This window comes from Psychrobacter sp. MF31, assembly GCF_012847335.1.
Taxonomy (GTDB): Bacteria; Pseudomonadota; Gammaproteobacteria; order Pseudomonadales; family Moraxellaceae; genus Psychrobacter.
Window position 1 is genome coordinate 84,408 of record NZ_JABBDX010000006.1, and the last position, 24,819, is coordinate 109,226.

The window sequence follows — 24,819 nt, forward strand, 5'->3', positions numbered from 1 at the left end:
AAGGAATACACAAGTGAATACTGCCATCTTAAAAAAGTTAATGCCTCTCAAGATAAAGCAGTCTTTATCTGCGTACGTTAATGCAAGAGATTTCACATTGCCTCGCAGTAAACGTTGCTTCATTTTTTTAGCAGCAGACTACGGAAATATCGGTGATATCGCTATTTCTACTGCGCAAAAGCAGTATCTTGAGAGTGTACTACCTGATTACGAGATAATCAGCATTCCTATTAGCCAAACACGGTTTGTACTTGGCTCGATTAAAAAGCAAGTAAGAGCTGACGATATTATTACCATCATCGGCGGTGGTAATATGGGTGGCATTTATCCTGATATCGAAGAGCTGCGACAATTAGTCATTAAGTCTTTTCCTTCTAATCGTATAGTTTGTTTCCCGCAGACGTTGGATTGGGATGGTTCAGCTAAATCTAATCGCGCATTAAAAACTATTGTAAAAACTTACGCTAAGCATTCAGATATTCATATATTTGCTCGCGAGTCCATAACTTTTTCTAAACTGAAAGAAATATTTAGAAAACATAAAAACGTAAGTATTGGTTTAGTGCCAGATATCGTAATGAGTGCTACAGCTGAATCATTAGGAACTACAGATTGCTTAGAGCCTTTAAGTATTCTACGATGTTTACGAGATGATAAGGAAGTTGCTCTTTCGACTACGCAGTATGCGGTTATAGATAAAACTTTAGTAGAAACTAGCTACAATATTAAGAAAACGGACACCCATGCCGGTGGCTCACAATTAGGTGACGCCCACTGCGCAAAATTACTTTCTGATAAGCTAACGCAGTTTCGAGCCGCAAAGCTAGTGATTACTGACCGTTTGCATGGCATGATTTTATGTTTGCTTTCAGGAACGCCATGCTTAGTATTACCGAATTCCAATCATAAGATAAGACAAACACAGTTGGATTGGTTACGTGATCATCCTAGGCTTGTCTTTTTAGAATTAGAAAAAATTAATAATATTAGTGAATCTATTAACCATCTGTTGTCAGTACCTAAAGGTAATTTAAAAGATTCTCCAGTTGAAATAACTGCATACAACGATCTAAAAAAAGTGTTAACTAATATATGACGATTATAAAAGAACCTTTAGTGAGCGTTATCGTTCCTGTCTATAATGTTGAGCAGTATATTGATGATTGCCTCAATTCTATAAAACAGCAGTCTTATAAAAATTTAGAAATAATTATGGTTGAAGATTGTTCAACAGATAATTCTCTGCAAATGCTTCAATCACACCTTGATGACAAGCGTATCAAGCTGATTCAGCATAAAGAGAACAGAGGACTTTCTGCTGCTCGTAATACAGGAATAAAAGCCGCTACAGGCGAGTATCTAATGTTTGTAGACTCTGATGACATAATAGATTCGAATTTAATATCTGTCTGTCTTGACTGTGCACTTCAAAAAAACGCAGATGTCATAACATACGGTTTTGTGCCCTTTAAGGATGGTTTAACCCAACCAGAATTAGCTTATCCAACTAATAACTTAAACATTAAGTCCGTTATGCTGGATAATTCTTATTTTAACCTTCCCCATTTTGCTTGGCTTAAATTTATAAGGTCAAGTAGCGTAAGATCAGCCTCATTAGAGTTTCCAGTAGGATTATATTACGAAGACTGGCCCTTCCATTGGCATTTAGGTTTAGCTACAGCGACTAGATATCAGTTGCAAGCTGATTTGTATTTATATAGACAGCGAGGAAGTTCTATAACAGGATCAAAAGGGAAAGAGCTATTAGATCTTTTTATTATTCATTCAAAAGTTCACTCTTTATTACAAGATCATGGCGATGATGATATTAAAAAGATATTTGCAAGCAAAGTTAAACAAAGTCATTGGAGTATTTTGACTCGTATAGATTCAGAATATTTAGCGACTGCTTTAAAAGAAGCTAAAAAGGCTCGGGTAATTTTTAAATTAAAAAGCTATAAGAACAATATGGCTGTTAGGAGTATGATTATTTCTGAAATATTAAGTATGCCAAACTATACAGCTTTACGTAGTTTAAAGTTACTCCGTATGACATTACACAGCAGAATAAAGGTTAGAGCAAATAAAATAAACACTAAAAAATAATATCGAGTTTATTGATAGGTGAATAGATGAGTGTTATAAGAATATTACATATCATTGGTAAAATGGATCGAGCTGGTGCTGAGACCATGCTTATGAACTTATATCGAAATATAGATCGTGATAAATTTCAATTTGATTTTGTTGTATTTACCAATGATAAAGGGAATTATGATGATGAAATCTTGGCATTAGGTGGAAGAATTATTCCTATAATCGCCAATAATCCAATTGGGCGAATGCTGAAAATGACAAGATTTTTAAAAAAGCACCCTGAATATAAAATAGTTCATGCACATATGCTGCTTAGCAACGCTTTTCATTTGTTAGCTGCTAAAAAAGCTGGGATTAAACATCGGATTTCTCATTCTCATAGTACTAGTAACGGTAAAAATGATGTATTTAAAGGAGTTTATGAAAGGTGGGCATTATTTACCAATCGCAAACTTGCAACCTATAAAATAGCTTGTGGAGAGCAAGCATCCAACTATTTATTTGGCTCAACTAAAGAAGTGATGATACTACCGAATGCTGTAGATATAGACAAAATTAATGAAGTTTGTCGTAGTAATTCAGATTATATAAGTAGAAACTTTGGAGATAACAAACTAAAAATAATCCAAGTAGGTCGATTAAACGAAGTTAAGAATTATAATTTTTCTTTAAAAATTGCTGAAGAATTAAAAAATAGTCATATAGATTTTTCTTGTTATATTGTTGGTCAAGGACCATTAGAACAAGCTCTTAAAAAGGAAGCCAAAGAAAAAGGTTTGGAGGATAAAGTAATATTTTTAGGAGTGAGAAGCGACGTCGTCGAGCTAATGGCTGGGGCGGACGTTATGATTATGCCTTCACTGCATGAGGGTTTTCCAGTGGTTCTTGTCGAAAGTCAAGCCTCAGGACTGCCTTCTATAGTATCTGATCAAGTATCAGACGAAGTGGATCTAAATTTAGGACTGGTAACATTTTTGCCCATCACTTCACCTAAAGATTGGGCAAACAGTTTAATAAATATTAATAAGTCACTTATATCTAAATCTGAGTTGGCACAAAGTCTTAGAGTACAAGGCTTCGATATAAAATCAAATAAAGAACAACTTATTGATGTTTATAAAAAATTTGAAATAAATAAAGAGTTTAGCAGTTAATAATGAGCTTTAAATGTTACCTTACTTATTAGTTCTTTGTTTTATTAGTTGTTGGATAGCTTTAGAAAAAAAAGCTATTGGACGAAAATCCTTTTGGCTTCCTATTTTAGTTCTATCATTATTTGCTGGGATTCGTAGAAATAGCGTTGGGACTGATTCAGGTACTTATACTAATAAGTTTATTAATAACATAAATACTGATTACTATATTTTTGATAAGAATGTTGAATTTGGTTATCAATTTTATGAATATTTGATCTTAAAATTCAGTCATAACTATTTTTGGCTATTTTTTATATCAAGCTTGTTAATAACCTATTGTTATTTTTATATTATAAAAAAATATAGTGTTAATTATTGGTTGTCAGTATTTTTATTTATAACTTTAGGTATTTATACTTTCTTTTTTAATGGATTGCGGCAAGCGTTAGCAATGGCTATGTTTGCTCTGGCTCTACCATTTCTGTTAGAAAAGCGATTTTTTCCTTATTTAGCAGTTTGTTTGTTTGCTTCTTTATTTCATAGTACTGCTTTAATTATGATTCCTTTTTACTTCTTAGTAAATTTAAGAGTAAAACCTTTATATAAAATTTTAGCTACTTTTTTGGGTTCACTACTTCTAAGTAGATTTTTGGTAGGATATGTTGCTTCTACTAATGAAAGATATGAGAGTTATGGGCAGGTTTCGGAAGAAGCTGGCGGACTGATAAGCCTTGGTTTTTATATCATACTATTATTGTTTATTTATTTTGCTATTCGTTTTTATAAAATAACTGATAAAAATATAATTAAAATTTTTAATTTATATGCTATTGGCGTTGTATTTATTATACCTGTTGCAATTCTAGGTACAATGGCTTCAGGACCTCAAAGATTAATATTTTATTTTACTTGGACATTAGTGCTTATTTTACCCTTTATTTTTAAAAAGATAGGTAATATTTATATAAGTATAATATTTACATTACTTTCAGTAGCTTATTTTATTCTTACTACTTCTAGATTTAGTAATCTTACTCCATATATTATCAACCCAATTTTTGAGATATTCTAATGACTAACTCTAACTATATTTCTATCGGAATTCCATTTTATAATGCTGAAAAATATTTAGAAGATGCTATATGTTCAGTATTAGCTCAAACTCATAAAAATTGGGAGCTTATATTAGTTAATGATGGTTCAACTGATAAATCATTACATATCGCTAATAAATATGCCGCAACTGACAGTAGAATAAGAGTATTATCAGATGGAAAAAACAAGAAATTACCTTGTCGCTTAAATCAAATTATTAATGAATCTCAGTACGAATTTATAGCCCGTATGGATGCAGATGATTTAATGAGCTACAATCGTTTAGAAAAACAGTTAAATTTGCTTACTAAAAAAGATAATATAGATTTTATAACTACAAGTTATTTATCTATTGATGAGTATAATAATCTAACTGGAGTCAAAATTATAGAAAATTATCAAATATCTACAGAAGATATCTTGAATGGTAAAACTAACTTAATTCACGCTTCTTTACTTGCAAAAAAAAGCTGGTATTTAAGAAATATGTATAATGAAGATAGTCTGTTAGCTGAAGATTATCATTTATGGCTTGAAGCCTCTAAAAAACAAGATTTAAACTATTTAGTCGTCGAAGAACCACTTTACTGGTATAGAGTCACAGAAAATGTAACTATAGAGAAAATGATAGCTGGTTATAATACTCAGATTGATATAATAGAAAAAAATTTCAAAGGAATCATAAGTAAAAGTAAAAAAAGTAAAATTATTAGGAAATTTAAAATTAAAAAGAAAATTGTATTAGGTTTAGATAGAATCGGAATGTTAAAGGTGCTACTTAAATTAAGATATGATAAATTTCAAGAATCTGATTTAGATTATTACAATGAACATTTGAATATTATTTATAGATCGAGGTCGTAAATATGCGAGTTGTAATCATTGGCACCATAGCTTCAAGTCTTTACGGCTTCCGCTTGGATTTAATTAATGAATTAATTGCCAAAGGTCATCAAGTTTTCGCTTTTACCTGTGAGTATTCAGCAGATGATCTTAATAAAATCAAAGCATTAGACGCTACTCCTGTGACTTATCAGCTAGAGAGAGGCGGTCTCAATCCTTTGGCGGATATGAAGGCAACTTATGCTTTAGCAAAAAAGATCAAAGATATCGCGCCTGATATTGTCTTTTCTTATTTTGCAAAGCCTGTAATTTTTGGGACGCTAGCCGCTAAATTGGCAAAAGTACCAAAAGTTATTGGCATGCTTGAGGGACTCGGATATAGTTTTACGGAGCAGCCAGAAGGGATCGCTAAAAAGACAGCGATGATCAAGGCTGCACAAGTTTTATTATATAAAGTTGCTTTACCGCAACTAGATACTTTGATATTTTTAAACCCTGATGACCCAAAAGATCTATTAGATAAATATCATATTAAAGTAAACCAGGTTAAAATTTTAGGCGGTATTGGGCTAAATTTAGAAAACTATTCATATTCTGATCAGTTTCCTAATTGTCCTACGTTCATTTTTATCGCAAGGCTATTGGCAGAAAAAGGCATTCATGATTATCTTGCCGCTGCAAAGATCGTGCAAAAGCAGTATCCTGATGCAAAGTTTACTGTGCTCGGTAGTATTGATAAGGAAGCTCAAGGCGCTTTAACTGAAGATGAACTGCAAAATGTAATTTCTAGCGGGATTATTACTTATCCGGGTCACGTTGATAATGTGGCGGATTGGATAGCAGATTCAAGCGTTTTTGTGCTGCCTTCTTATTACCGCGAAGGCGTTCCTCGCAGTACCCAAGAGGCAATGGCGATAGGGCGACCGATTATTACAACCGATGTTCCTGGATGCCGCGAGACGGTCGTTGATGGTGAAAATGGTTTTTTGGTCGCAAAATGGAATCCACAAGCCATAGCGGATAAGATGATTTATTTTATCGAAAACCCTGAACAAATCCAAAAGATGGGGGAGGTCAGTTATCAAATGGCGCAGGACAAGTTTGATGCCAGAAAGGTAAATGCGCGCTTATTAGCGATTATGGGAGTCTAATATGAGTATCAAGCGCCTTTTTGACATTACCGCCGCTTCAGCTGCCTTGGTGGCTTTAGCTCCTGTTTATGCCATCACCGCTCATAAGGTCAAAAAAAATCTTGGCTCGCCAGTGCTATTTCGGCAGACACGTCCAGGCTTAAATGGTAAGCCTTTTGAGATGATTAAGTTTCGTACCATGCGTGATGCGGTAGATAATGAGGGCAATCCGCTTCCTAATAGTGAGCGCTTGACACCATTTGGTCAGATGCTGCGTAGCTCAAGCTTAGATGAGTTGCCAGAGCTGATTAACGTACTCAAGGGCGATATGAGCCTTGTAGGACCAAGACCGCTATTGATGGAATATCTGTCTGATTTTAAAGAAGAGGAGATATAGTCTATTCAGATAAATCCGATACAATACTTTTAACAATCTCAAATCTTGAAATAAACCATGATCTATTCAATTGACTTTCGCGAGCAAGTACTGCGTAGCATTAAGAACGGTATGACCATTCGAGATACCGTCTCATTTTATGCCCTTAGTAGCAGCAACATTCACAGCTGGCATCAAAACCTAACGCCTAGAATTATTCTCAATAAAGTTTCCACTAAAATAACCGACACCCGACGACGCCTTGTTTGAAAATGCTAAAAGATATTCTAATGCTTATAACTATGAAAGAGCTCGTCGCTTAAAGTATAGCAGTAAAGGCATTTTTAATGCATTAAAGCGTTTCAAGATTAGCAAAAAAAAGAAATTAGATCATCCAAGCGACTGTTCGATAAAAAGAGGTGAATTTAGTATCAGGAGACTGTGCTTAGAATAATTATGCATTATCCCTTATTAAGCTTTATGTTCAAGTTCTTTTAATAGTAACGTAGACAAAATTCAGCTTTAATGGTATATCTATTTATGAAAAAGTGGTAAATAATAATTTCACTCTTTTGTACTGTATATTTTAAATATAGGAGTTAATAACATGTTCAAAACTATTTTAATTGATCCAAAAAATCCAGACCAAGGATGTCAAGATTTTTTATCAATCTGGAAAGATAATGAAACTAAAGTAGTTGTTTTAAACCCGATTTCTGATTTATCTAACGTTAAAGACTTTTATGAATCACTATTTCCGCAGTTAGGTACAGTAGCTGCTTTAGCAGAAGATGCTACAATTGACGATAGGGCATCGCAGCGTACAGGCGAAGTATGGATGGAAATTCGCTATGATCCAAAGATTCAGAATGCATACCGTCATTCTTCAGAAGCACAACCTTTACATACTGACGGTAGTTACATACCTAATTTTCCTAATTCAAGTTTGCTATGCTGCGTAGCTAATTCAGGTCAAGGTGGTGAAACTATCTTTATAAATGGTATAGATGTAGTTAATGCATTAAGAGTAGAAGCACCAGAATTATTATCATATCTGACTAATAATGTCGTTCCTCATACCCGTTCAGGCGATAGTAGATTTGATAAAATTATTGATAGAGTAGGAGGTATTTGGAAGGTAAACTGGAACTATTACTGTATAGCTGAAAATGTTGAACCAGAAGCTAAACAGGTCTCAGAAAGATTTCATGAGTTTTTGAAGACAAGCCCAACTATCTTATCGAAAACATTGGCTGTCAAACTAAAGCCAGGTCAAGCAATATTGTGGAAGGATAACGAAGTCCTTCATGGTAGAAACTCTTTTTCTGCAAATATGGAAAATGAAAGATTTATATGGAAGTGTGCTTTTGATGTGGGTAATTTTTCGTGAGTCCGATTATTTTTGGTTCTATGAGAATGACTCAAGATAAAGGTGATAAAGAGTACTGGGCGAATCTTCTTATTGCTTCTTATCATGCAGGTATAGACACTATACATTCATCTGTAGAGTATGAAACTTACCCTATTTTATTGAGTGTACTCAAACTCGTTGCTAAGCTAGATAGCACTGTTGCTTTTAAACATATTGTAAAATTAGCAGAACCTCATTTTTCTAATTCTAGTTATAGCTCTGATAGGTTGGAAGGAAAAATTCAACAATACCTTGATGATCTTGGGGTTAATCAATTAGAGTCAGTCCAATGGATGTGGCGTAGTAGTTTACCTGATGATCACAGAATTATAAGTTTCGTTAAACAATACAAGCAAATCAGTGATGATATAAAGACTCTAAAACAAGATGGCTTAATAAAGTCTGCTTACTGTTTCCCTTATTCAGTAGCTTTTATGGAAAAAGCTCTAGAACTTAATATTTTTGATGGCTTTTGTGTATACAGAAATCCTTTAGAACTAGATTACGATGACATATTGAAAAAGTGCAAAGATGACACTGTGATCAGTATCAGACCATTTTTCTCTAGTAAAGAACTTATCGAAAATAAAAGTCCTATAGAACTGCTTAATTATAATTTTTTGGAACCAGCGATAAAAAGCTCTATTTTGTCTTTATCTTCTCTACCTCAACTTAACGAAATTAAGGATTTTTTAGATGCTAAAAAGAATTTTTGATCTCATACTTGTACTGGGTACACTTCCAATATGGTCTTGTATACTTATAGTAGCTTTGTTTATTACATGGATCGACTTAAAGTCATTTCCTCTGTTTTTTCAAAAAAGAGGTGGTAAAGATGGTAAAGTAATTACGATCTATAAATTAAAAACCATGACAGATGAACGAAATGAAAATGGAGATTTACTTGAAGATAAAGACCGTATTACTAAAATAGGGAGTTTATTTAGAAAGCTAAGTATCGATGAACTACCAAGTTTGGTCAATATTATCAAAGGCGATATGAGTTTAGTAGGTCCAAGACCATTTCTTGCTGAGTATTTAACTTTATATAGTGATGAACAAAAACGACGTCACAAACTTCTTCCAGGTCTCACAGGTTGGGCACAAGTCAATGGTCGTAACGCGATCAGTTGGGATGAAAAGTTTGCATTGGACACGTGGTATGTGGACAATCAGTCATTTTGGCTAGATATCAAGATTCTATTAAAAACGGTTAAAAAAGTCGTGATTAAAGACGGCATTAGTGCCGATGGCGAGGCGACGATGAGTAAATTTGCAGGAAATGATTTACAAATCTTGCAAGATATAGGAGTGTCATGAGCAGCTTATTTGCCGTTTATGGCGCGTCCGGTTGTGGTCGCAGTTTAATGCCGATTGCTGCAAGTCAAGTGAAGCGAACTGCGCCTGACGCAAAACTGGTATTTATCGATGATGGGCTGACGTCAGAATCGGAAGTCAACGGTTATCCTGCGATGAATTATGATAGCTTTAAGTGTATTCCTGCATCGCAAAAATCGGTGCTCATTGCAATTGCTAATGGCAGCATCCGGCAGAAAATTGCTGAAGCATTGATTGCTGATAAGATTGCACTTTGGCACGTTCAAGATGACTCAACCATTATTATGGATGGGGTGAACATTGCTGAAGGTTCAGCATTAAGCCCGTTTGTGACCATTGGCGCAAACGTAACCATTGGTAAGTGCTTCCACGCCAATTTATACAGCTATGTTGAGCATGATTGCGTGATCGGCGATTTTGTGACGTTTGCCCCGCGGGTAAGTTGCAATGGCAATATCCACATTGAAGACCATGCTTATATTGGGGCAGGGGCTGTAATTAAACAAGGTTTGCCGGATAAGCCATTAGTGATTGGCAAGGGAGCGATTGTTGGTATGGGCGCAGTGGTGACCAAAGACGTTGCAGCAGGAGCGGTAGTTGTTGGCAATCCGGCAAGACTTTTAATAAAAGAGTAAGCACTCTTATTTTGATTCACAAAACATCATCGAGATTTATTTATGCTCAATACCAAATTTTCACCGTGGCCAAGCTTTACTCAAGCCGAAGCTGACGCCGTAAGCCAAGTGCTGTTGTCTAATAAAGTCAATTATTGGACGGGCAATGAGTGCCGAAAGTTTGAAAAAGAGTTTGCCGATTGGGCAGACAGCCGATTTGCGATTGCGCTTGGTAACGGTACGCTGGCGCTTGATGTGGCGCTGCAAGCTTTGGACATTGGTGAAGGTGATGAAGTCATCGTGACGCCGCGAACCTTTATTGCCAGTATTTCTTGTGTCGTGAACGCAGGGGCGACGCCCGTTTTTGCCGAGATTGACGAAGCAACGGGAAATATTACGCCCGATACTATCCGCGCGGTGATGACCGATAAGACCCGAGCAATTATTTGCGTTCATTTAGCAGGTTGGCCGTGTGATATGGATGGCATTATGGCACTTGCTGACGAGCATGATTTATTTGTCATTGAAGATTGTGCCCAAGCTCATGGCGCGCGCTATAAAAGCAAAAGCGTTGGCAGTATCGGTCATATTGGCGCTTGGAGCTTTTGCCAAGATAAAATCATGACCACAGGCGGTGAGGGCGGCATGGTCACCACCAATGATGAAGACCTTTGGCGAAAAATGTGGGCGTTTAAAGACCATGGCAAAAGCTATAAAGCCGTTTATGAGACCGAGCATCCGCCAGGCTACCGCTGGCTTCATGAAAGCTTTGGCACCAATTGGCGAATGATGGAAATGCAAGCAGTCATTGGTCGCATTCAGCTTGAGCAGATGAGCGATTGGACAGCAAAACGTACCAAGAACGCGCAAGCGATTTTAACCGCTTGCAAAACTTGGGAGGAAAAAGGTTATTTGTCGGTACCAACGCTTGAAACGTCAGCTGAGTTTGCCGATTGCACTCATGCTTATTATAAGCTTTACGTTTATGTCAATCCGGACAACTTGCCAGCAGATTGGTCACGCGACCGAATTATCAATGAAATAAACGCGCTTGGTGTGCCGTGTTATTCAGGGTCAGCTTCTGAAGTGTATTTAGAAAAAGCATTTGATGGTACAGGATTGCGACCAAAAGCACGTCTACCGGTAGCAAAGCAGTTGGGTGAAACAAGCCTGATGTTTTTGGTTCATCCAACGCTAACAGAGAGTGAGATTGAAGCAACCATTCAAGCAATAAATACCGTGTTTAGCCAGATTGAAGCCGATTCAGCAGCGTAACAATCGCTTGCTTTTATTAACTTATTAAAAGTGATGACTATGTATAAACAAATCAGCTTATTGCTTGGCGTAGGACTGCTTTCAACGTTGGCAGGTGCGCAGAACTTATATATGAATGACATGAAGCTCAAGTCTGATTTAGATTGGCTGAATGCTCAAGGCGTTATCCAAATCAGTACCAGCACGTGGCCACTAACCAATAACGAAATCAAGCGCGCATTATCGACCGCAAATATTGCCAATCAGACCCAGCAGCAAGTCGTGACCTCGGTTCAATCGACGCTAAATAGCCAAGGTAAAGATGGCGTAATGGCAACTGTCGATGCTTATGTTCAAACCGACCGAAAAGCCTTACCGCAAAATTTTGCTGATGACAAAACAGCAGGTCAAGAGGCAATATTTGGATTAGGGTTGAGCGAGCAGGACTGGGAGTTTAATCTTAAAGCTCGCGCTAAAAATGATGATTTGATTGATGACAGCACCGTTGATTTTGATGGCTCTTATTTGGCAGGGAAAGCGCTTAATCAGTGGTTGATTGCGGGTAAAATCCCGGCTTGGTGGGGACCAGGTCACGAAGGCAGTTTGATTCGGGGTGATGCGACGCGTCCGGTAACCGGATTTACCATGCAGCGTGATGAGCAAACCGCGCCGACCTCTAAATATTTGTCTTGGGTTGGACCTTGGCAATATCAGCTGTTTGCAGGTCAACTTGAGGATTATGAGTCAGCGCCAGATGCTAACCTATTTGGTATGCGTTTAACCGCCAGTCCTTGGCCGTGGCTTGAAGCTGGCGCATCGCGAACCTTTATTTGGGGCGGTGAAGGTCAGCCAAGAAGCTTATCGTCGTTTGTCGATGCCCTAACCGGACTTCGGGATAATGGGGATACGGGTAAAGACGACCCAGCCAACCAACTTGCCGGGTTTGATTTAAGATTAAATCTTGCACCGCTCACGCAAACTCCTGCTGGAATTTACGCCTCATATGCGGGAGAGGATGAAGCAGGTGGGCTGCCGTCCAAAAAAATGTATCTAGCGGGCGCAGATTACGCCTCACAAATCAATGATATGCCCTATCAGCTTTATGCTGAATATGCCGATACCCGAACCAATGGCAAGGTAAGTAATATCTCTTACACCCATTCGATTTATACCGATGGCTACTATCAGCAAGGTTATCCGTTAGGTCATCCACTTGGCGGTGACGCCGAAAGCGTTTCGGTTGGTGGTAAGCTTTGGGTCAGTCCTGAAGATTTTGTGACTGCAAAATTGCAATATGCTAAAGTGAATCAAGCTGATAATGATATTAACCAAGCCTTTCCAAAGACCGATAAGCTTAAAGTCGTTGATTTGACGTGGTCGCACCAATGGCAGCCGCAAGCGTTAATTAACACGCGTCTTTGGACGGTGGATTCGGATGTGAACTCGACCGATATCGGTGCAGGCGTTGGTCTTGAATTAACTTACCGTTAATATTAAATTTAAAACCACTATTTTAAAAAAGGCGCGTTGATAAAAACTGCGCCTTTTTTAATGATTAACCCTTTTCAATGATTAAACTGTGCTAAAGCCTGAATATCTGGAAGCTCTGGCAACTCATCTAAATGTCTAAGCCCAAACGCATCCAAAAATAGCGGCGTGGTATGCAGTAGCGCAGGGCGTCCAAGGGTGTCTTTAAAGCCCGCTTCTTTAATCCAGCCTTTATCAAACAGTTGCCGTAAGATTTGGCTTGATAGGCTCACGCCGCGAATCTGCTCAATATCACCGCGAGTTACCGGCTGCTTATAAGCAATGACGCTTAAAGTTTCAAGCAAGGCCTGGCTTAAGCGTTCTTGGCGCTGCGGAAAAACGCGCTGAATGAGCGGGCTAAAGTTATCTGCAATTTGCAATCGGTAGCCGCTAGCGGTTTTATTCAGGGTTAAACTTCCTAAGCTTAACCGCTCTTGCAAGATGCTAAGCGCTTGCTCAAGTTGCAAGCTGGTTAATGACAGCTGCTTCTTTAAAAATAGCTCGGTTAACGGCGCATCCGAGGCGTGAAGAAGCGCTTCAATTTGCCGGCTTATCAGCTGAAGATTTTGCTGATTTTGCAAAAATGCTGAGGTTGTTTTGGGTATATTATTAGTATTTTCAGCCATAGTTTAAAATAGTAATTATGATTTGGGTTGCCATTCAAGGCAAAGATTAGACAGTTGAATATCAAAATCTTGCAAGTCGTGAGGTGTAATTAAAGCAACAGCTTGGCGCTTAATGAGTTCTAAAACCGCAACAAAGCTGACCACCACACCCAAACTGCCTTGAGACTTATCAAGAAGCTCAAAAAATGATTTACTTCCGGCGTGTTGCAATTGACGACTGATGCTGACGATACGTTCAGCAAGTGGCACGGCATCGACTTTTACCGAATGCAGCTGGTAATCCGGTCGCTGCTGCATCAAAAGCAGACTTGCCGTTAATAAATCAGGGGAAAACTTTGGCAGGCAGGCATTTATCGACTCTTGGTTTGGCGGACTGGCAAGGGCTAAAAACACATCGCGATCAAGTCGGGCTGAGTTATCAAGTCGCGCACTGACCGTTTTAATTTGCGCGTAAGCTTCTAAGCGCTCAATCAACTCCGCTTTGGGATCAACATCGTCATTGGCAACTTGAGGTTTGGGCAACAGCAGCGCCGTTTTTATGGCAATTAAAGTGGACGCCATCAACAGATAATCGCCTGCCAATTCAAAATGGCTCGAATCCAGCTTATTGATATAAGCCAAATACTGCTCGGTAATCGGCAAAATCGCCATCGTGGTGACGTCCATGTTGTTCTTTTTGACCAAATACAATAAAAAATCTAGTGGTCCTTCAAATTGCTCAAGCCAAATAGCAAAGGCTTGCGGCGGAATGTATAAATCCTCCGGCAGCTTATTGATTGGTGTTTGATAAATGCGCAGCGCCAAATCAGAATCCGGCTGATTTGGCGCTTTTATAGCTAAATTGGTCATCGAGGTTAGCTATTTAAGTTTCGCAAGTGGCTTGATTCCAATGGCGCGGCGAGCTTTATCAAGTTGCTTTTGACTATGGCGACGCGCTTTTGCTGCACCCATTTGTAAGATTTCTTCAAGTTCTTTGGGATGGCTCATAAGGTACTCGTAGCGCTCGCGGTACGGGGCAATTTCATCATTAATTTTATTAAACAGTGCGTCTTTAGCCTCGCCCCAGCCAATACCCGCTTCAAATTGCGCCCGCATCGCTTTGATTTCATCAGGGGTAGCAAAAGCTTTATAAATCTCGAAAATGGTTGAATCGTCAGGATTTTTCGGCTCATTTGGCAGTTGCGAGTTGGTAACAATTCGCATGATAGCTTTTTGCATTTGCTTTTCAGAGCTAACTTGCGGATTAATCTCGCCAAATAAAGGAATGGTATTGTGATAGCTTTTGCTCATTTTACGACCGTCAAGCCCCGTTAATAGTGGCATGTCATCGTCAACGACCGCGCTTGGCAAGGTAAAAAGCGGTTTATATTTGTGATTAAACGTCCCTGCCATGTCGCGCGCCATTTCAATATGCTGAATTTGGTCACGACCCACCGGAACGTGGGTGGCATTAAACATCAAAATATCCGCCGCCATCAATACCGGATAGCCAAACAGTCCCATGGTTACGCCGTGGTCGGCATCGATGTCGGTTTTTTCTAAGTTTAAATCAACCGCAGCTTTATAAGCATGAGCTCGGTTCATCAAGCCTTTAGCGCAAGAGCAATTCAAAATCCAAGCAAGCTCGGGAATTTCAGGGATGTCTGATTGGCGGTAAAAGGTCACGCGCTCAGGGTCAAGACCACAGGCAAGCCAAGTGGCGGCAATGGCTTTGGTGGACTCATGAATGATGGCAGGGTCATGACATTTGATAATACCGTGATAGTCCGCCAAAAAGAAAAACGCATCATCATCACTGTTTTGGGCAGCGGCAATCGCAGGGCGAATCGCGCCCACATAATTGCCAAGATGAGGAATTCCGGTAGGGGTAATGCCAGTTAAAATGCGTTTTGGCGCAGCGGTTTTTTCATCGGTAGTTTCCGAATTTTTTGATTCTAAAGTCATGGGGTGTTCCATCATTATTATTGCAAGATTACTGTCGCAAGAGTGTTGTCATGAAGTGGTGCTGCAAAATGTTTAATTATGCTTAAGTCTAATTATGCTTAAAAAGTCGTGCCTCAGTATACCAAAAAATGCTGATCTTGAGCGCCGCCGTTTTGATTAGTTATAAATGTCAGTTCGACCATTTTCATTATTTTTAAAGCGGCGATGAAACCACATCCACTGGGTGGGGTCAATACGAATCAGACCCTCTAAAATTTCATTAACGCGAGCGGCATCAAAAGCTTCGTCAGCACTTGGGTAATTATCCAAAGCTTCAGTGATGGTAATATGATAATGCGGTCGTTTGCCACTTGGGATATTATCAGGAGTCTGCCGATAGGTGTGTAGCGCCATGACCGCCGGCGGGTTTGATTTGCTGCCCAATTTGGCAAGGCGTCTTGGCATGGTGATGGTAGCTGCCGGAATACCAAAAAACGGCGCCATCACCCCTTGCTTTAAGCCGTAATCCTGATCTGGAGAATACCAAATCACATGACCGTCATTAATGGATTGAACCAATCTTTTCATGTCGCGGCTTGAGATTTGCTTACCAAATATTTTAGTGCGACCGTTATAAATAAACCAATCAAGCAGCGCGTTATTTTGCGGTCGATACATACAATCAGCGGGGAAAAACTGGGTGCATAACAAGCCGCCCAAATCGAGCATGGTATAATGAGCACCTAATAAAATCACCGCGCGACCCTCTTTTTGAGCTTGAATTAAATGCTGAAGCCCTGAAATGGTCACAGTTTTGGTAAAGATATCGGGACGAAACCATGCGCATAAGGTTTCAAAAAGTCCAATACCTTGATTGACAAAAACTTGCTTTGCCATCAGCTCACGCTCAATTTCAGGCTTTTCAGGAAAGGCAAGTTTCAAATTAATCAAGGTATCTCGGCGGCGCGACGCGGCTAGCTGATAAACCAAAATCCCAATTTTTCGACCAAGCCAAAACTGAATCCGAAGCGGCAAATACATCATCGGCAAAATAAGCAAAAACGCCAGCCAAATGCCCCAATATTTAGGCAATAAAAACTGCCACTGAAACGGCTGCTTTTTGGCAATAGCAGTTTGCTTGTGCGTTTGTGTTGCTGTTGGCATGCTCTTTGGAATGGCAACCTTGTGACTTTGAGCAGGCTTTGGTGGCAAGTTTGCCTGCTGCTGTTTGGGGTCAAATTGTTCCGGCGCTTTCATAAGACTCTATAATTCATTATTTTAGCATTATGATGGCGCAGCGCGCTTGTGATTGCAAGGCTTTAGCTTGGATTAAGGCGTTTTGTCTTAATGGGCTTTTAATAGAGTATAAAAAAACCTTATAAGCCGTAGCCTATAAGGTTTTTATTAATTTGCCGCTTTAAAGTAATTGAGAAAATAACCAAAAAGCAAAGCAAAATAATTAACGTTTTGAGAATTGAGGACGCTTACGAGCTTTGCGAAGTCCCAATTTCTTACGTTCAACTTGACGTGAGTCACGAGTTACGAATCCTGCGGCTTTTAGTGCAGGTTTGTTGGCATCGTCAAGATCGATTAGAGCGCGGGTGATACCATGACGGATCGCACCGGCTTGACCGCTGATGCCGCCGCCTTTTACCGTGATGTAAAAGTCATAAGCAGTTGCTGAGTCAAGTAATTCTAGAGGTTGACGAACGACCATTCGTGAAGTTTCACGGCTGAAGTATTCATCAAGTGGCTTGCCGTTAACCACGATGCTACCAGTACCTTTAGCTAAAAAGACACGAGCGGTAGACGTTTTGCGGCGACCTGTTCCGTAATTGCGTTCCATAAGTGACTCCTTAGATGTCTAGTTCTTTTGGTTGCTGAGCGGTGTGTGGATGCTCAGTTCCGGCATACAATTTTAATTTTTTAATCATTGCATAGCCAAGAGGACCTTTTGGCAGCATGCCTTTCACTGCTTTTTGTAGAACATCTTCAGGCTTATGAGCAATCAGCTTGGTGAAGTTGGTCTCTTTAATCCCGCCAGGATAACCGCTGTGACGGTAGTATTTTTTATCTTGCGCTTTTTTACCGGTTACCGCGATTTTGTCGGCGTTGATGACTACGATGTAGTCGCCAGTGTCAACGTGCGGGGTGTAAGACGGCTTGTGCTTACCGCGAAGACGGAGAGCGATTTGGCTGGCTAGGCGGCCTAGCGTTTTGCCGTCAGCGTCGACGACAAACCACTCATGGGTTACGTCAGCTGGTTTTGCACTAAGTGTTTTCATGATAAAACCTTAAAGTAAAATTCGTTGAGAGTTTGGGAACGGGGCTCTCAAAAAACAGACTGCACATTATAAGCAGTAGCTTCGCTGCTTGCAAGCGGCATTAAAGTTATTTTTAGCGCATTATTTTTTATTTGTGCTTAAAATAAAGGGGTCAATAAGCCAAATTTGGCAAGGCGCGGCAAGTCTTAGAAAATTGGAAATTAAAACTCGACTATTATGCCGATTTTAATCGATAAAGTCCAGCATAAACCTGACCGACTTTGGCGTGTTTTTGGCAAATAAACGCTATTGGCAAGCAGTTATTTTCAGTATTTACTAACGTGTTTAACTGCTGACAGATGCTTGATAATAGTGGGGTTAAGTCGTGGTCAGCTTCTAAATAAATCAAAGTATGGTCATCAATCCAGTGATTTTGGATTAAAGCGATTAAAACAGGTTGCCAAAGATCAAGCGCGTAGGGCGGATCGATAAAGACAATATCAAACGGCGCATTTAAATTTTGCTGGTTTAAAACTGTTTCGGCAAAACCGTGAATGATATTAAATTGATGTGCATTTAAATTAAGCTTTTGCGCGCTCGTCGCAAGCTGCTGACTTTGCTTGAGATTGGCTTCAATAAAGGTGCAGTTTGCCGCGCCGCGAGAGAGCGCTTCAAAGCCAAGAACGCCGCTACCAGCGAAGGCATCTAACACGCGAGCGTCAAAAATATCGATCATCAGCCAGTTAAACAAAGTTTCGCGAAGTCGATCAGGCGTTGGTCGTAAGCCGTCAGCGTCAATAAAACTCACGGTTCGGCGTTTGAGCGCGCCGCCAATAATGCGAACGTCGCTTAATGTTGTTTTTGATGCAGAAGTTTGAGCCGCTGATTTTTTTAAAGGCGATTTTTTAGTTTTTGATACGGATTGCCGCAAAGGTTTTTTTTGTTTCATAGGTTTAGTTGTAAGTAAAAAGCGCTTAGACAGCGGCGAGAATATAAAGTTGGGGGCGCTATTTTAGCAAAGTTTGCGATAAGTTTTTGCTAAAAAATTCTACGTGATATTGCTTTTAGGCAAGATGCTAATGGCGCCAAGGTATGCTAAAATCAGGCAATTTTTTTAAATATCTTAATTCACTAAATTAGTAAGTCCATCATCTGCCAATCCAATGCGTTTTGGCGCAACCTTTTTTATCAAAAGCAATTTTCATCAAGGGCATCGCAACATGGTCGCAACCTCAATCTGGCAACTGCTGGCTGAGCATCCTGAATTTTTGGCGATGTTGACCATTCCGCCGGTGACGGCGTTTGTCACTTGGATTCACGTTTGGATGGCGCTCAAAATGCTGTTTTATCCCATCAAATTTTGGGGCATTCGCATTCCGCATTTTCCATTTTTTGGGCTTCCGGGGCTGGGCTGGCAAGGAATTGTGCCAAGAAAAGCGGGGAAAATATCGGGCGTTATTGTTGACCAAACGCTGTCAAAACTTGGCTCACTTGATGAGTTTTTTCAAGCGATGGAGCCGGATCAGATGGCGGAATTTATCACCGAAACGGTCGATAAAAACCTTGAAGATTTGATTGATGAAATTATGGTTGAGCGCTCAGAAGCCCTTTGGCGGAGTCTGCCCTTTGCGGTAAAACGGCGAATCTATGCTCAAGCGCATCAGATGTTGCCGAGCATTATGCAATCGCTCGTGAATGATTTGACTGTTCATGTTGATGATTTGGTCGATATGCGCCAGATGATCGTTAACAAGATGGAAAGCGATCGGCGCTTGATGGTCAATATGTTTTTAAAGGTCGGTCAAAAAGAGATTGATTTTATTTGGCATATTAGCGCGCTGATTGGTCTGGTTTTTGGCATCATTCAGATGTTTATTTTCTTGTTTGTGCCGCAGCATTGGACGGTGCCGTTTTTTGCCGCGATCTGGGGCTTATTGACCAATTGGATTGCCATTTGGATGGTGTTTAATCCGGTTGAGCCGCGATTTATCCGCTATTTAAAATGGTTTAGTATCAAAGGCAGTTTTCCTTTTATTAAACTTGAAAAACCGCATTGGGACCGTTTTCGCTGGCAAGGCGGCTTTATGAAGCGTCAAGATGAGGTTTCAGAAGTGTTTGCTGAAATCGTGGTTCGTGATTTGGTAACGCTTGAGAACATCATGAATGAGATGATGTTTGGGGCGAGATCAGGGCAAACGCGCGAGCTGATGAAGTCGCATTTGTATGAGATTTTGGACACGCCGGTGGTGAGAACATCGCTTCGGATGAGTTTAGGTCGGCGCGAATTTGGCAAGTTAAAAAATACCATTATTGATAAGTCAATCTTGGCAACGATGGTGCCGCTTCGTGATCCAAAGCTCAATGAAAGCCGCGCCAATAAAATCTTTGGGCTATTTCGCGATCGCATTCGGGCATTGTCGCCCAGTGAGTTTCAAAATTTGCTGCGACCGGCGTTTCGTGAAGATGAGCTGACGTTAATTATTTTGGGCGGCTTAACAGGGTTTTTGGCAGGCTGGCTGCATTTGGTATTGGTGTTTTTTCCGATGGCAAAGTGATAAAAGCTTTCGCCGCTGGGGTTCAGTTAAAGCAATTTAAGAGTGTCGCGACAAGGGCTTGTGTCGCAGTAATGACCAAATTTACAAGGTTAGGTGTATGTTAATCACAGAATTGGGCTATTTTGCACTGCTTTGCGCGCTGGTGCTGGCGATCTTGCAAGTGGTGCTGCCAACCATCGGCGTGATGCGCGATCAAGTATCTTGGCAGCGCTTAGCCCCAAGTCTTGCTTGGGCGCAGTTTGCCGCGATGGTGCTGTCGTTTGGAAGCTTGATGGCGGGATTTTATTACAATGATTTTAGCCTCGTTTATGTGGCTCAGCATTCAAATACGTTATTGCCTTGGTATTATAAGCTGTCGGCGACGTGGGGCGGTCACGAAGGCTCTTTGTTGCTTTGGATGACCATTATGGCAACGTGGTGTGCGTTGGTGTCATTTTTTAGTCGTGGCTTGCCGCTTGCGATGCGCGCTCGTGTTTTGGTGATTTTAGCAGGCGTTCAGACGATGATGCTGGCGATGCTGATTTTCACTTCATCACCGTTTAGCAGAACGCTGCCAAATCTGCCTGTTGATGGTGCGGATTTAAACCCTGTTTTGCAAGATCCTGGGTTGATTATTCACCCACCGATGCTTTATATGGGCTATGTGGGCATGGTCGTGCCGTTTGCATTTTGTATGTCAGCGCTTTGGGCGGGCAGGCTTGATGCGGTTTGGACGCGTTGGTCGCGACCTTGGACGCTGGCAGCTTGGGGCTTTTTAACCTTAGGGATCGCGCTTGGCTCATGGTGGGCATATTATGAGCTGGGTTGGGGCGGCTGGTGGTTTTGGGATCCGGTCGAAAACGCGTCACTGATGCCTTGGCTTGCCGGAACGGCGCTGCTGCACTCATTAGCGGTGACCGAAAAGCGTGGCGTGTTCAAAGCTTGGACGATTATGCTTGCCATTTTTGCCTTTGCGTTGAGTCTTTTGGGAACGTTTTTGGTGCGTTCAGGCGTTATTACCTCGGTGCATTCATTCGCGGCTGACCCAACGCGCGGCTTGGTGATTTTAGTGATTTTAGGCGTGATTGTCGGCGGCGGCTTATTGATGTTTGCCGTTCGCGGTTGGCGCTTGACGGTTGAAAGTCACTATCAGCTCATCTCGCGTGAGTCGTTTTTGGTGATTAACAACGTTATTATTTTAATTTCAACCCTTGTCGTATTGCTTGGAACGCTTTATCCCATCATTGCCGATGCGTTTAAATTGGGTCAAGTTTCTGTAGGACCTCCGTACTTTAATGCGCTGTTTGTACCGCTGACTTGGCTATTGCTTTTAGCGCTTGGTATGGGATCAAACATCCGCTGGAAAAAAGACTCAAGACCGCTGCTTGGGGCAAGCTTAATCATTGGTGTGAGTAGCTTGGTGTTAGCGGCAATTATTGCTTACTTTACTCACCCCTCAAGTATGCTCAATATTGGCGTAAGCGTGGCGCTTTGTCTTTGGGTTTTGGGTTGGATGGTGGTCGATTTTAAAGACAAAACTAAAAATGCCCCCAGTTTTATCCGTGGTCTTGGCAAGCTTCGCTTAAGCTACTGGGGTCAGCAAGTGGCGCATTTGGGCGTGCTCATGAGCGTGATTGGCGTTGCCTTTACCACATCTTTAAGTATCGAGCGCGATGTGGCAATGGGGCTAAATGACACCGTTCACGTTCAAGGTTATGACTTTAAAGTGGTTGATTTTCATGAAGTCAAAGCCAGTAACTTTGATGCCATGCAAGCTCAAGTTGAGGTCAGTAAAGATGGCAAGCCCGTCACCACGCTATATCCTGATAAGCGAACCTATATTGTCAGCATGATGCCAATGACCGAGGCGGCAATTGATGCCAGCCTTATCCGCGACGTTTATGTGGCGCTTGGTGAGCCGATTGCTGAAGACAGTGACAAATGGGCAGTTCGCATTTATGTCAAACCGATGATCCGCTGGATTTGGCTTGGGGCGCTGGTGATGACCTTTGGGGCAATTTTGAGTATGTTTGACCGTCGTTATCGGTTGCAATCGCGAAATCAAAAGCTATTATCTGACGACATCGTTATTGAAAAAGACAGCTACGATGAGTCGTACCTAGCGCCAGTAGCGGTAACTGCCGCCGATAACGACATTAAGGAGAAGTAACTTGGATTCTTCTAACCAAAATAAACCTGCCACCAAAACGATGAATAAAAAACAGCTTAAAGTCTGGTTTTTAATTCCGCTGTTGGTGTTTTTAGGGCTGATGGTCATGCTGTATTTGCGCCTTGGCAAGCCGACCGATATTGTGACCAATACCGCCCTTGAGCGCCCCGTGCCAACCTTTGAGCTGCCGCTTTTGTCAGATACCACGCGCGTTATGAGCAATAGCAGTTTGCCCAAGCAGCCGTTTTTGATCAATATTTGGGGCTCGTGGTGCCCAACGTGTATCATTGAGCATCCGTTTTTGATGAAACTCAAAGACCGCGGCGTGAACATCGTTGGCGTCAATTACAAAGATGAAATCGGCAATGCGCTCAGTTACTTAAATGAGCGCGGCGACCCGTATTCAATGTCAATTCAGGATTTGTCAGGACAATTTGCCTTAGACTTAGGATTGACTGGCGCTCCTGAAACTTTTGTGGTGGATAGCAAAGGCGTCATTCGCCAGCATATCATCGGCGAGGTCAGTGAAGAAAATTGGCAAAGTCGGATTGCGCCGTGTTTGATGTTATTAAATAACAAACAAGGTCAAGAGCTTGATGCCAAATCGCTAAAAGAGGCTTGCCAATGACTAGAATAAATTTGCCAGCGTTACTTACCAAAAGCATCGGGCTGATCATGGCGGCGCTTTTTAGCATGAGCCTGTTTGCAGCGATTGATGTTTATGATTTTGACTCACCGCAACAAGAAGCTCAATATCGCGGCTTGATTGAAGAGCTGCGTTGCCCAAAATGCCAAAACCAAAACTTGGCGGCAAGTGATGCGCCCATTGCGCAAGATTTAAAGCAAAAAACCTATGATTTGGTCAAAGAGGGTCGCAGTGACAGCGAAATTCGCGATTATATGCAAGAGCGTTATGGCGACTTTATCAGCTATAAGCCGCCCGTTCGACCATCGACGTGGATTTTGTGGTTTTTTCCGCCCCTGCTTTTGGTTGTGTTGATTGCTGGCTGGTTTTGGCGAGCCCATCATCGGCAAAATCAAGCAAAACTGCGAACAGAGCAACAAACGGTTGAGGCGTTAACCCCAAGCGAGCAAGCTGAGCTTGACCGATTGCTGTCGCCACAAAATAGCGCTCAGCGTACCGAAAATCGTACTAAGGATAACTCATGACCTTATTTTCGACCTTTGGCTTATTTATCGCATTAAGCCTATTGACGGCGGTTATCTTAGCGCTTATCGTCATCACCCCGTGGCTGCGCGCCAAAAAACTGGCAGACAATCCGGTGGACAACCAATTGTTAGCGCTGAACATTGCTGTTTTTAGAACCCGACTTGCGGAGCTAAATTCAGATAAAGCGGCAGGAACCATTGATGACAGCCACTACCAAAACCAAAAGCTGGAGCTTGAGCGTCAACTGCTGGATGCCAAACGTCATATTGCGCCGATGGTCGCGCCCGGCGTCAAAAGCCGATTAATCGTGACCATTTGGGTGCCGATTTTGGCAGCAATGGCATATTTATTGGTGGACAGCCGAACCTCAGTATTTGAGCTTTGGAAAGCCGAAGACAGCGTCGGTCAAGTGGCGGATGATTTACTTACCGGAAAAATTGATCAGCCGCCTGAGTGGGCGATTAAAGATGGCAGAGCGCTCATTACTGCTATGCAAACCAACGTCTATCGCCATGCCGATGATCCTGACCGCTGGATGCGTTTATCTGAGCTGTTTTTATCGCTTGAAGCAACTCCCTCGGCATTGGAAGCCCTATCGCGGGCGTATCGTCTCGCGCCGGATAATGATGAAATTGCCACCACGTATGCTCAGATCAGCTTTTTTTCTAACGGCGGTCAGCTTGATGCCAACAGCCGCCGCGTGTTGACCGACGTTTTAGCCAAGCATCCTAACCATGAAGGGGCGCAAATGCTGATGGCAATGGGCGAGGCGCGAAGCAATAATTTTGATGAAGCCCAGCGCTGGATTAAGCAGTTGCGATCTAACATTGCCGCCAAACCCGGCGATCATTCAGGAGCGCTGGCAAGCCTTGATGAGTTAAGTAGCAATGTTGAGCGCCAAAAAGCCCAAGCCGCGCAAGGGGTTGAAATCACGGTAACGGTCAATTCAAGCTTACTGCCACTGATTAAAGGCGATGACTCCTTATTTGTTGCCATTCGTGATGTGAAAGGTGGCGCGCCGTTTGCTGCTAAGCGCTTGCCAATCAGCGTGATTAAACAAGGTCAAGCGGTGGTAAGCTTAAGCGATTTAGACGCTATGATGCCCGATCGTACCTTACAATCTGCCCGCGCCGATAAAACGCAACTTGCGGTCGTTGCTAGAATCAGCCATAGCGGTAATGCTACGGCACAATCCGGTGATTTATCTGCCAATCCGGTGGTCATTGGTGCCGATAAAAATCAGGTCAATATTGAAATTAATCAACAAGTTCCATAAAAATTTAGCCTCATTTCCAACTTGCTTTGCCGAT

25 protein-coding genes and 1 pseudogene are annotated in these 24,819 nt (G+C 41.3%); 19 read left to right on the forward strand and 7 right to left on the reverse strand.

The annotated features are described in order from the left end of the window. Nucleotides 1-13 precede the first annotated feature (13 nt). The 14 genes and pseudogenes from HF322_RS09100 to HF322_RS09165 all read left to right on the forward strand — a co-directional run bounded on the left by HF322_RS09100 (nt 14) and on the right by HF322_RS09165 (nt 12,785). The gene (locus HF322_RS09100; RefSeq protein WP_169393140.1) at nt 14-1,096 is read left to right on the forward strand and encodes a polysaccharide pyruvyl transferase family protein; all 1,083 of its coding nucleotides are present in this window, start codon (nt 14-16) and stop codon (nt 1,094-1,096) included. Further along, a complete protein-coding gene (locus HF322_RS09105; protein WP_169393141.1) occupies nt 1,093-2,106 on the forward strand; it encodes a glycosyltransferase family 2 protein in 1,014 nt (337 codons plus the stop codon). The genes HF322_RS09100 and HF322_RS09105 overlap by 4 nt, the downstream gene beginning before the upstream one ends. Before the next feature lie 26 nt (nt 2,107-2,132). Continuing rightward, entirely contained in the window at nt 2,133-3,251 is a 1,119-nt protein-coding gene (locus HF322_RS09110) for a glycosyltransferase (protein WP_188211247.1), read from the forward strand. Nucleotides 3,252-3,264: 13 nt separating this feature from the next. Next, nucleotides 3,265-4,305 (forward strand): EpsG family protein, encoded by a 1,041-nt coding sequence (locus HF322_RS09115; RefSeq protein WP_169393142.1) that lies wholly within the window; start codon nt 3,265-3,267, stop codon nt 4,303-4,305. Beyond that, nucleotides 4,305-5,192 (forward strand): glycosyltransferase family 2 protein, encoded by an 888-nt coding sequence (locus tag HF322_RS09120; protein ID WP_169393143.1) that lies wholly within the window; start codon nt 4,305-4,307, stop codon nt 5,190-5,192. The genes HF322_RS09115 and HF322_RS09120 overlap by 1 nt, the downstream gene beginning before the upstream one ends. Before the next feature lie 2 nt (nt 5,193-5,194). After that, a complete protein-coding gene (locus HF322_RS09125; protein ID WP_169393144.1) occupies nt 5,195-6,322 on the forward strand; it encodes a glycosyltransferase family 4 protein in 1,128 nt (375 codons plus the stop codon). 1 nt (nt 6,323) lies between these two features. After that, nucleotides 6,324-6,692, forward strand: a pseudogene (locus HF322_RS09130) (sugar transferase); the annotation flags it as partial. 247 nt (nt 6,693-6,939) lie between these two features. Then, entirely contained in the window at nt 6,940-7,131 is a 192-nt protein-coding gene (locus HF322_RS11690; RefSeq protein WP_223193250.1) for an IS630 transposase-related protein, read from the forward strand. Nucleotides 7,132-7,284: 153 nt separating this feature from the next. Then, complete coding sequence (locus HF322_RS09140) at nt 7,285-8,067, forward strand: TauD/TfdA family dioxygenase (protein WP_169393145.1); 783 nt, start codon at nt 7,285-7,287, stop codon at nt 8,065-8,067. A 26-nt stretch (nt 8,068-8,093) separates the two neighbouring features. Then, nucleotides 8,094-8,804: a hypothetical protein gene (locus HF322_RS09145; RefSeq protein WP_169393146.1), complete on the forward strand. Its 711-nt coding sequence runs from the start codon at nt 8,094-8,096 to the stop codon at nt 8,802-8,804. Next, nucleotides 8,785-9,408 (forward strand): sugar transferase, encoded by a 624-nt coding sequence (locus tag HF322_RS09150; RefSeq protein ID WP_169393147.1) that lies wholly within the window; start codon nt 8,785-8,787, stop codon nt 9,406-9,408. The genes HF322_RS09145 and HF322_RS09150 overlap by 20 nt, the downstream gene beginning before the upstream one ends. Then, nucleotides 9,405-10,061, forward strand: a complete 657-nt coding sequence (locus tag HF322_RS09155) for a NeuD/PglB/VioB family sugar acetyltransferase (RefSeq protein WP_169393148.1) — start codon at nt 9,405-9,407, stop codon at nt 10,059-10,061. Before HF322_RS09150 ends, HF322_RS09155 begins: the two co-directional genes overlap by 4 nt. A 42-nt stretch (nt 10,062-10,103) precedes the next feature. Continuing rightward, complete coding sequence (locus tag HF322_RS09160; RefSeq protein ID WP_169393149.1) at nt 10,104-11,315, forward strand: DegT/DnrJ/EryC1/StrS aminotransferase family protein; 1,212 nt, start codon at nt 10,104-10,106, stop codon at nt 11,313-11,315. A 39-nt stretch (nt 11,316-11,354) separates the two neighbouring features. After that, on the forward strand, nt 11,355-12,785 hold the full coding sequence (locus tag HF322_RS09165) for a capsule assembly Wzi family protein (RefSeq protein WP_169393150.1): 1,431 nt from the start codon (nt 11,355-11,357) through the stop codon (nt 12,783-12,785). A gap of 74 nt (nt 12,786-12,859) precedes the next feature. On the opposite strand, the gene scpB is transcribed toward HF322_RS09165, so the two are convergent. The 7 genes from scpB to rsmD all read right to left on the reverse strand — a co-directional run bounded on the left by scpB (nt 12,860) and on the right by rsmD (nt 18,583). Beyond that, on the reverse strand, nt 12,860-13,447 hold the full coding sequence (gene scpB, locus HF322_RS09170) for an SMC-Scp complex subunit ScpB (RefSeq protein ID WP_169393151.1): 588 nt from the start codon (nt 13,445-13,447) through the stop codon (nt 12,860-12,862). Nucleotides 13,448-13,462: 15 nt separating this feature from the next. Beyond that, a complete protein-coding gene (locus HF322_RS09175; RefSeq protein ID WP_169393152.1) occupies nt 13,463-14,296 on the reverse strand; it encodes a ScpA family protein in 834 nt (277 codons plus the stop codon). A 9-nt stretch (nt 14,297-14,305) separates the two neighbouring features. Beyond that, nucleotides 14,306-15,391 (reverse strand): tryptophan--tRNA ligase, encoded by a 1,086-nt coding sequence (gene trpS, locus HF322_RS09180; protein WP_169393153.1) that lies wholly within the window; start codon nt 15,389-15,391, stop codon nt 14,306-14,308. Nucleotides 15,392-15,547: 156 nt separating this feature from the next. Beyond that, nucleotides 15,548-16,498: a lipid A biosynthesis acyltransferase gene (locus HF322_RS09185; protein ID WP_188211252.1), complete on the reverse strand. Its 951-nt coding sequence runs from the start codon at nt 16,496-16,498 to the stop codon at nt 15,548-15,550. A gap of 331 nt (nt 16,499-16,829) precedes the next feature. Then, nucleotides 16,830-17,216, reverse strand: a complete 387-nt coding sequence (gene rpsI, locus HF322_RS09190; protein WP_169393155.1) for a 30S ribosomal protein S9 — start codon at nt 17,214-17,216, stop codon at nt 16,830-16,832. 10 nt (nt 17,217-17,226) lie between these two features. Further along, nucleotides 17,227-17,655 (reverse strand): 50S ribosomal protein L13, encoded by a 429-nt coding sequence (gene rplM, locus HF322_RS09195; protein ID WP_169393156.1) that lies wholly within the window; start codon nt 17,653-17,655, stop codon nt 17,227-17,229. Nucleotides 17,656-17,869: 214 nt separating this feature from the next. Continuing rightward, complete coding sequence (rsmD, locus tag HF322_RS09200; RefSeq protein ID WP_169393157.1) at nt 17,870-18,583, reverse strand: 16S rRNA (guanine(966)-N(2))-methyltransferase RsmD; 714 nt, start codon at nt 18,581-18,583, stop codon at nt 17,870-17,872. A 271-nt stretch (nt 18,584-18,854) separates the two neighbouring features. Between rsmD and HF322_RS09205 the strand changes: the two genes are divergently transcribed. From HF322_RS09205 to ccmI, 5 genes are all read left to right on the forward strand, one after another. Beyond that, nucleotides 18,855-20,189, forward strand: coding sequence for a hypothetical protein (locus tag HF322_RS09205; protein ID WP_169393158.1), 1,335 nt, complete (start codon nt 18,855-18,857; stop codon nt 20,187-20,189). Between the two features lie 97 nt (nt 20,190-20,286). Further along, a complete protein-coding gene (locus HF322_RS09210; RefSeq protein WP_169393159.1) occupies nt 20,287-22,338 on the forward strand; it encodes a heme lyase CcmF/NrfE family subunit in 2,052 nt (683 codons plus the stop codon). A gap of 40 nt (nt 22,339-22,378) precedes the next feature. Next, entirely contained in the window at nt 22,379-22,966 is a 588-nt protein-coding gene (locus HF322_RS09215) for a DsbE family thiol:disulfide interchange protein (protein ID WP_169393203.1), read from the forward strand. A 47-nt stretch (nt 22,967-23,013) separates the two neighbouring features. Further along, entirely contained in the window at nt 23,014-23,508 is a 495-nt protein-coding gene (locus HF322_RS09220) for a cytochrome c-type biogenesis protein (RefSeq protein ID WP_223193257.1), read from the forward strand. Further along, a complete protein-coding gene (gene ccmI / locus HF322_RS09225) occupies nt 23,505-24,785 on the forward strand; it encodes a c-type cytochrome biogenesis protein CcmI (protein ID WP_169393161.1) in 1,281 nt (426 codons plus the stop codon). The genes HF322_RS09220 and ccmI overlap by 4 nt, the downstream gene beginning before the upstream one ends. Nucleotides 24,786-24,819 lie beyond the last annotated feature (34 nt).

Coding starts and splice junctions, on each gene's coding strand:
- HF322_RS09165 (WP_169393150.1), top strand. CDS start 11,355: ATGTATAAACAAATCAGCTTATTGCTTGGCGTAGGACTGCTTTCAACG.
- HF322_RS09155 (WP_169393148.1), top strand. CDS start 9,405: ATGAGCAGCTTATTTGCCGTTTATGGCGCGTCCGGTTGTGGTCGCAGT.
- HF322_RS09115 (WP_169393142.1), top strand. CDS start 3,265: ATGTTACCTTACTTATTAGTTCTTTGTTTTATTAGTTGTTGGATAGCT.
- ccmI (WP_169393161.1), top strand. CDS start 23,505: ATGACCTTATTTTCGACCTTTGGCTTATTTATCGCATTAAGCCTATTG.
- rpsI (WP_169393155.1), bottom strand. CDS start 17,216: ATGGAACGCAATTACGGAACAGGTCGCCGCAAAACGTCTACCGCTCGT.
- HF322_RS09140 (WP_169393145.1), top strand. CDS start 7,285: ATGTTCAAAACTATTTTAATTGATCCAAAAAATCCAGACCAAGGATGT.
- HF322_RS09215 (WP_169393203.1), top strand. CDS start 22,379: ATGAATAAAAAACAGCTTAAAGTCTGGTTTTTAATTCCGCTGTTGGTG.
- HF322_RS09210 (WP_169393159.1), top strand. CDS start 20,287: ATGTTAATCACAGAATTGGGCTATTTTGCACTGCTTTGCGCGCTGGTG.
- scpB (WP_169393151.1), bottom strand. CDS start 13,447: ATGGCTGAAAATACTAATAATATACCCAAAACAACCTCAGCATTTTTG.
- HF322_RS09125 (WP_169393144.1), top strand. CDS start 5,195: ATGCGAGTTGTAATCATTGGCACCATAGCTTCAAGTCTTTACGGCTTC.
- HF322_RS09105 (WP_169393141.1), top strand. CDS start 1,093: ATGACGATTATAAAAGAACCTTTAGTGAGCGTTATCGTTCCTGTCTAT.
- trpS (WP_169393153.1), bottom strand. CDS start 15,391: ATGACTTTAGAATCAAAAAATTCGGAAACTACCGATGAAAAAACCGCT.
- HF322_RS09150 (WP_169393147.1), top strand. CDS start 8,785: ATGCTAAAAAGAATTTTTGATCTCATACTTGTACTGGGTACACTTCCA.
- HF322_RS09175 (WP_169393152.1), bottom strand. CDS start 14,296: ATGACCAATTTAGCTATAAAAGCGCCAAATCAGCCGGATTCTGATTTG.
- rplM (WP_169393156.1), bottom strand. CDS start 17,655: ATGAAAACACTTAGTGCAAAACCAGCTGACGTAACCCATGAGTGGTTT.
- HF322_RS09145 (WP_169393146.1), top strand. CDS start 8,094: ATGACTCAAGATAAAGGTGATAAAGAGTACTGGGCGAATCTTCTTATT.
- HF322_RS09110 (WP_188211247.1), top strand. CDS start 2,133: ATGAGTGTTATAAGAATATTACATATCATTGGTAAAATGGATCGAGCT.
- HF322_RS09120 (WP_169393143.1), top strand. CDS start 4,305: ATGACTAACTCTAACTATATTTCTATCGGAATTCCATTTTATAATGCT.
- HF322_RS09205 (WP_169393158.1), top strand. CDS start 18,855: ATGGTCGCAACCTCAATCTGGCAACTGCTGGCTGAGCATCCTGAATTT.
- HF322_RS09160 (WP_169393149.1), top strand. CDS start 10,104: ATGCTCAATACCAAATTTTCACCGTGGCCAAGCTTTACTCAAGCCGAA.
- rsmD (WP_169393157.1), bottom strand. CDS start 18,583: ATGAAACAAAAAAAACCTTTGCGGCAATCCGTATCAAAAACTAAAAAA.
- HF322_RS09220 (WP_223193257.1), top strand. CDS start 23,014: ATGGCGGCGCTTTTTAGCATGAGCCTGTTTGCAGCGATTGATGTTTAT.